This window comes from Peribacillus sp. CSMR9 (genome assembly GCF_033141925.1).
In the GTDB taxonomy this organism is placed as follows: Bacteria; Bacillota; Bacilli; order Bacillales; family DSM-1321; genus Peribacillus; species Peribacillus simplex_A.
Map to the genome: position 1 here is coordinate 1 of NZ_JAOPHO010000125.1, position 4,894 is coordinate 4,894.

8 protein-coding genes and 1 pseudogene are annotated in these 4,894 nt (G+C 37.9%); all 9 read left to right on the plus strand.

Features of this window, described 5'->3' with window-relative positions; translation table 11 throughout:
- Positions 1–65 precede the first annotated feature (65 nt).
- Entirely contained in the window at positions 66–1,136 is a 1,071-nt protein-coding gene (locus tag N9I19_RS23845) for a phage portal protein (RefSeq protein ID WP_317779196.1), read from the plus strand.
- Positions 1,133–1,846, plus strand: a complete 714-nt coding sequence (locus tag N9I19_RS23850) for a head maturation protease, ClpP-related (RefSeq protein ID WP_317779197.1) — start codon at positions 1,133–1,135, stop codon at positions 1,844–1,846. Before N9I19_RS23845 ends, N9I19_RS23850 begins: the two co-directional genes overlap by 4 nt.
- A gap of 14 nt (positions 1,847–1,860) precedes the next feature.
- Positions 1,861–3,009, plus strand: coding sequence for a phage major capsid protein (locus N9I19_RS23855; protein ID WP_317779198.1), 1,149 nt, complete (start codon positions 1,861–1,863; stop codon positions 3,007–3,009).
- Between the two features lie 4 nt (positions 3,010–3,013).
- Positions 3,014–3,172: a hypothetical protein gene (locus N9I19_RS23860; protein ID WP_317779199.1), complete on the plus strand. Its 159-nt coding sequence runs from the start codon at positions 3,014–3,016 to the stop codon at positions 3,170–3,172.
- 9 nt (positions 3,173–3,181) lie between these two features.
- Positions 3,182–3,472 carry a phage gp6-like head-tail connector protein gene (locus tag N9I19_RS23865; RefSeq protein WP_317779200.1) on the plus strand — a complete coding sequence of 97 codons (291 nt, stop codon included), beginning with the start codon at positions 3,182–3,184 and terminating at the stop codon, positions 3,470–3,472.
- Complete coding sequence (locus tag N9I19_RS23870) at positions 3,456–3,872, plus strand: phage head-tail adapter protein (RefSeq protein ID WP_317779201.1); 417 nt, start codon at positions 3,456–3,458, stop codon at positions 3,870–3,872. Before N9I19_RS23865 ends, N9I19_RS23870 begins: the two co-directional genes overlap by 17 nt.
- Positions 3,869–4,270 (plus strand): HK97-gp10 family putative phage morphogenesis protein, encoded by a 402-nt coding sequence (locus tag N9I19_RS23875; protein WP_317779202.1) that lies wholly within the window; start codon positions 3,869–3,871, stop codon positions 4,268–4,270. The genes N9I19_RS23870 and N9I19_RS23875 overlap by 4 nt, the downstream gene beginning before the upstream one ends.
- Positions 4,267–4,650 (plus strand): DUF3168 domain-containing protein, encoded by a 384-nt coding sequence (locus N9I19_RS23880; RefSeq protein WP_317779203.1) that lies wholly within the window; start codon positions 4,267–4,269, stop codon positions 4,648–4,650. Before N9I19_RS23875 ends, N9I19_RS23880 begins: the two co-directional genes overlap by 4 nt.
- Positions 4,651–4,894, plus strand: a pseudogene (locus tag N9I19_RS23885) (phage tail protein); the annotation flags it as partial. It lies immediately after the preceding gene.

The window sequence follows — 4,894 nt, forward strand, 5'->3', positions numbered from 1 at the left end:
TAAAGCATATTATAATTCTTTTTTTTATTAACTAAGTAAAATCATCATTAATGGGAGTGAAGATAATGGAAGCATCGAAAAGAGTCTATTTAAAGTCCATAGCATTAGAGACTTGCATTAACTTCATCGCGCGAACTATTTCACAATCAGATTTTCGTTTGATGGAGAATAACAAACGACTCCGTGATGATTGGGATTACTTGCTTAATGTACGCCCTAACACCGATCAATCAGCTGCAGATTTTTGGCAACGATTTATTTACGAGTTGATTCATGAAAATGAGGTACTTGTCATTTTATCTGATACAGATGATTTATTAATAGCTGACAGTTTTATCCGAAAGGAATTGGCTGTATATCCCGATACGTTTGAATCGGTGGTTGTCAAAAACTATCAATTTAATCGTTCTTTTAAAATGGATGAAGTGATTTATTTAAATTACAACAATGAACGATTAACAAAGTTCTTAGATAGTTTGTTTTCTGACTACGGGGAATTGTTTGGCCGTATGATGGAAGCCTCCATGCGTGGTTACCAAATCAGGGGAACCGTTGAAGTTGAGACAGCACAGTCGTTGGAGGATAAGAAGCAAGACAAGCTGCAAGGATACATTGACCGAGTATTTAATTCAATCAAGAAGAATGCAGTGGCCATTATTCCTTTGTTGAAAGGATTTAAGTACAACGAAATTTCCGATGGTGTGTCTGCAGGTCCCTCCATCGACGAATTATCGAAGTTAAAGAAATCCATTACGAATGATGTTGCAGAAATACTTGGTATCCCCACGGCTCTTGTGCATGGAGAAATGGCTGATTTAGAGAAGTCGATGAAAGCTTATATAAAGTTTTGCATTGGCCCATTATTAAAAAAAATCCAAGATGAGTTGAATGCCAAATTAATAACTAAAAAGGATTATCAAGAGGGTAAAAAATTCGATATTAAAGGCATTCAAGAAAAAGAGATCATTGAACACGCCGAAGCTGTCGATAAGCTGGTTGCATCAGGTGCATTCACACGAAATCAAGTACGTGTCCTCTTGGGTGAAGAACAGTCTGATAATCCGGAGCTAGATGAATTTGTTATCACGAAAAACTACCAAAGCGCTTCCACTGTGAAAGGAGGTGAAAAGAAATGAAGAAGAAAATCCAACAAGTGGCTCATAAATTTACAAACAGTCTTGATGGCGATGAACATGCCATGACTATAAGCGGGGCTATTGGTCAAGGCGGGTGGTTTTATGATGCCACGTCAGCTAATGATGTACGTAGGGCTCTAGATGGTGTAACAGCATCTACCATTCGTATTAAGCTAAATAGCGGCGGAGGCGATGCTTTTGATGGCATTGAAATTTACAATTACTTAAAAGATCATAGTGCGCACGTTATTGTTGAGGTCACAGCCCTGGCAGCTTCAGCGGCTTCCATTATCGCGATGGGTGCAGATGAAATCATCATGCGTACTGGTTCGAATCTAATGATCCATGAAGCAGCAACATTTGCTTATGGTACAAAAGGCGATATTCAAAAAACCATGAATGCTTTAGAAACGATAGATGAATCCATTGTATCCATCTACAAACAGCGCACAGGGTTAAGCTCTGAGGAAATCAGAAATATGATTGAAGCTGAAACATGGCTAACGGCAGAAGAAGCACTGGAAAAAGGGTTTGTCGATTCGATTGAAACCGTTGTTGATTCAGATGAACCAGAGAAAAATGATTATATCAATTTTACCAACGAACAAATGAACAGCATCGTTGCTAAAGTAACAGCTAATCTTCAGAACAATATAAACCAAACTAATGAACCTGCGCCTGTGGCGAAAAAACGAGGGTTCATTTTTTAATTGGAGGAAAAATAATGACAATGAAATTAAATAATCATTCAAAAGCCTATGATGAGGCTAAAAAATCCTATGCCCAAGTGGTGAAAAACGAGAACTCAACTCCCAATCAAATCGAAACAGCTTGGAACAACATGCAAGATGAGCTGGTAAATTCCTTAACAACCCAAATTACCCAAGCTGTACAAACACAAAATGCAGATCAAACGATTTTAGCGACTCGTGGTATGAATGTTTTAACTTCTGAAGAAACAAAATTCTTCAATGCTGTAGCGCAATCTGACGGTTTTACGGATGATATTATCCTTCCAGAAACAACCGTTGATCGTATTTTTGAAGATTTAACAACGGATCACGCTTTTTTGTCTGAAATCAATTTGCAAAAAGCAGGTCTTTTAACTCGTATCATGAAGTCTGATCCTTCGGGTGCTGCCGTATGGGGTAAAGTATTCGGTGAAATTAAAGGACAACTGGATGCTGCGTTTAGCGAAGAAAATATTACACAATCTAAACTGACTGCATTTGTTGTTCTTCCTAAGGATTTAGAAAAATTCGGACCGACTTGGATTGAGGCATATGTTCGTACACAAATCACAGAAACTTTTGCAGTGGCATTAGAAAATGGTTTTATCAACGGCGTTGGCCCAACTAAAGAACAGCCGATTGGATTAATTCGTGATTTAGAGGCTTCAGTAAATCCAACAACTGGACACGCTAAAAAAGCAGTGGCTGGAATTCTTACATTTGCCGATTCTAAAACAACAGTAAAAGAACTATCTAAATTAATGAAATATCTTTCCACTAAATCGAACGATAAATCTGTCAAGATTGAAGGGAAAGTTGTTTTAGTCGTCAACCCTACTGATGCCTGGGGAATAAAAGCACAATACACTTTCTTAAATGCGAATGGAACCTATGTTACAGCCTTACCTTTTAACTTACATATTGTAGAATCGGAATTCGCTGAAGCTGGGGAAGTCATTGCCTTTGTAAACAATCGTTACGATGCTTATACAGCTGGTGGCGTACAAATTAACAAATATGAGCAAACTCTTGCTTTAGAAGATTGCAATCTTTACACGGCTAAACAATTCGCTTTTGGTAAAGCTGAGGATAATAAAGCAGCAGCAATTTATACCCTATCTATTAATACTCCGGAAGGGTGATTAGATGGCTAAATATAAAGTTTTAAAAGCATTCAAGGATATCCATACGAATGAAGTTTATACAATCGATCAAGAAATTGAAATGAAAGTAACAAGGGCTAAAGAGGTTGAACAAAATCTCGATGACTCCTTTTTAAGTAGGGTAGAAGAAAATGAAAAGTAGGTGATTTGATTGGAAATCACATACGAATTGCTATTGCAGTTCAAAGAACGCATGAAAATTTCACATACGAAAGAGGACGACAATATCAAAAAAATGTTGTCCTTTTCATATGCTGCTATTAAAAGAAAGTGTGGAGTATTCGATATTGAAACGCATGAAGGTGGAAGAGAACTTGTCTTTGAGCGTGCACGATATTCGTATAATGATGCCGTGGAGTATTTCGATGAAAACTTTGCTAGTGAAATAACAGGTTTGGCTCTGGATTTATATGAGGGGGATCTCGATGAAACCAAAGTTTAATCCGAATAAAATCGGTAGCGGTGAGTTAAGGACTCCGGTTTGCTTTTATCAATATGCCCCGAATAATGGACCAGAGCCAGGAGAAGGAGCATTGGTACAGGTATATGAATGCTTTGCAGAAGTATACAGCGCGAGCATGAAAGATATTGAAATACTCAATTCTGGCAAGGAACAACATCAGCTGAAATTTATGAATACGAAAAATGCTGTAACTATTAATATCCGCGATTCAATCGGTGAGTATTTCCCCGACACTGAACACTACGCAGAGTTAGAGGATGATCGATATTCAAAAATTATAAATGGTGAACGTAATTATATTCGTTTTAACGTGATTGACGTTCGCCCGGACCTAACAAAGAACGATTTTATTACCGTTCTTTTGGCGGTGATCACATGATTGTTGAATTTAAGGGGTTCGAGGACGTTTATAAAAAACTGCAAAATCAATTGTCAGAACAGGCTTTAAGCAGAGTATCCAATAAAGCCTTAATGGCCGGAGCCAATGTGGTTTCAAAAGCCGTTTCCCAAGAATTCGAGGTATTTAAAGATACGGGGGCGTCTCAGGATGAAATTGTAATAGGTAAAGTAACTAGCCAAAATGGTTATAAATCGGTGATAGTGGGCTGGAATGGACCAAAAGAGCGTTATCGATTGGTCCATCTAAATGAATTTGGATATAACAGAAATGGCATAAAAATAAAACCTAAAGGCTACGGATCTATTCAACGAGCAATCTCGAATAGTGAAGGAGCCTTTTTACATGCGGTCACGAAGGAGATGAAAAAACAATTATGACAGACGGCTTAATGGTGATCTATAACCAACTAAGATCAAATGAATTAATTGTTTCCCTTTGCGCAGACCGTATTAAGTTTTATGAATATCCCGAAACAGGCGATGCTAGCAAACCTTTTATTGTGATTGATCCATTGGATGTTCCTGTTCCAACTGTTTATGCCAGTAATGAAAATCATGCGAATGAATATTTGTATCAAATTGATGTGGAATCAACGAACCGTTTGCAAGTTAAAGAGATTCAAGCTGAGATAAAAAAGGAACTAAAAAAGCTTGGTTTCGGACAGTTAAAAGATGGTTTAGATGAGTATTTCAAAGAAACAAAACGCTTTGTTGACGCCAGGCGTTATCAAGGACTAATAAAAGAAGAGGTGCTGTAAATGGGTATTAGAGTAGGTTTCAAACGGGCGACGTTTGTTATTTTAGATAACGATGGAAAAGCCACCAAAGATGTTTTTGTTGTAGAAGGTAAAGCCAATAAGGGCGGTACCACGGAAGCGACCATTTCAGGTATCTCACCTGAATCTGTAAAGGTTTACGCCTCAAATGTGGCGTATTATGTATCTTCAAAAGGTACTGGTGACGTTAAAGCTGACATTAGCATCCTGGACGTTCCAGAAGCTA

Coding starts and splice junctions, on each gene's coding strand:
- N9I19_RS23845 (WP_317779196.1), top strand. CDS start 66: ATGGAAGCATCGAAAAGAGTCTATTTAAAGTCCATAGCATTAGAGACT.
- N9I19_RS23850 (WP_317779197.1), top strand. CDS start 1,133: ATGAAGAAGAAAATCCAACAAGTGGCTCATAAATTTACAAACAGTCTT.
- N9I19_RS23855 (WP_317779198.1), top strand. CDS start 1,861: ATGACAATGAAATTAAATAATCATTCAAAAGCCTATGATGAGGCTAAA.
- N9I19_RS23860 (WP_317779199.1), top strand. CDS start 3,014: ATGGCTAAATATAAAGTTTTAAAAGCATTCAAGGATATCCATACGAAT.
- N9I19_RS23870 (WP_317779201.1), top strand. CDS start 3,456: ATGAAACCAAAGTTTAATCCGAATAAAATCGGTAGCGGTGAGTTAAGG.
- N9I19_RS23875 (WP_317779202.1), top strand. CDS start 3,869: ATGATTGTTGAATTTAAGGGGTTCGAGGACGTTTATAAAAAACTGCAA.
- N9I19_RS23880 (WP_317779203.1), top strand. CDS start 4,267: ATGACAGACGGCTTAATGGTGATCTATAACCAACTAAGATCAAATGAA.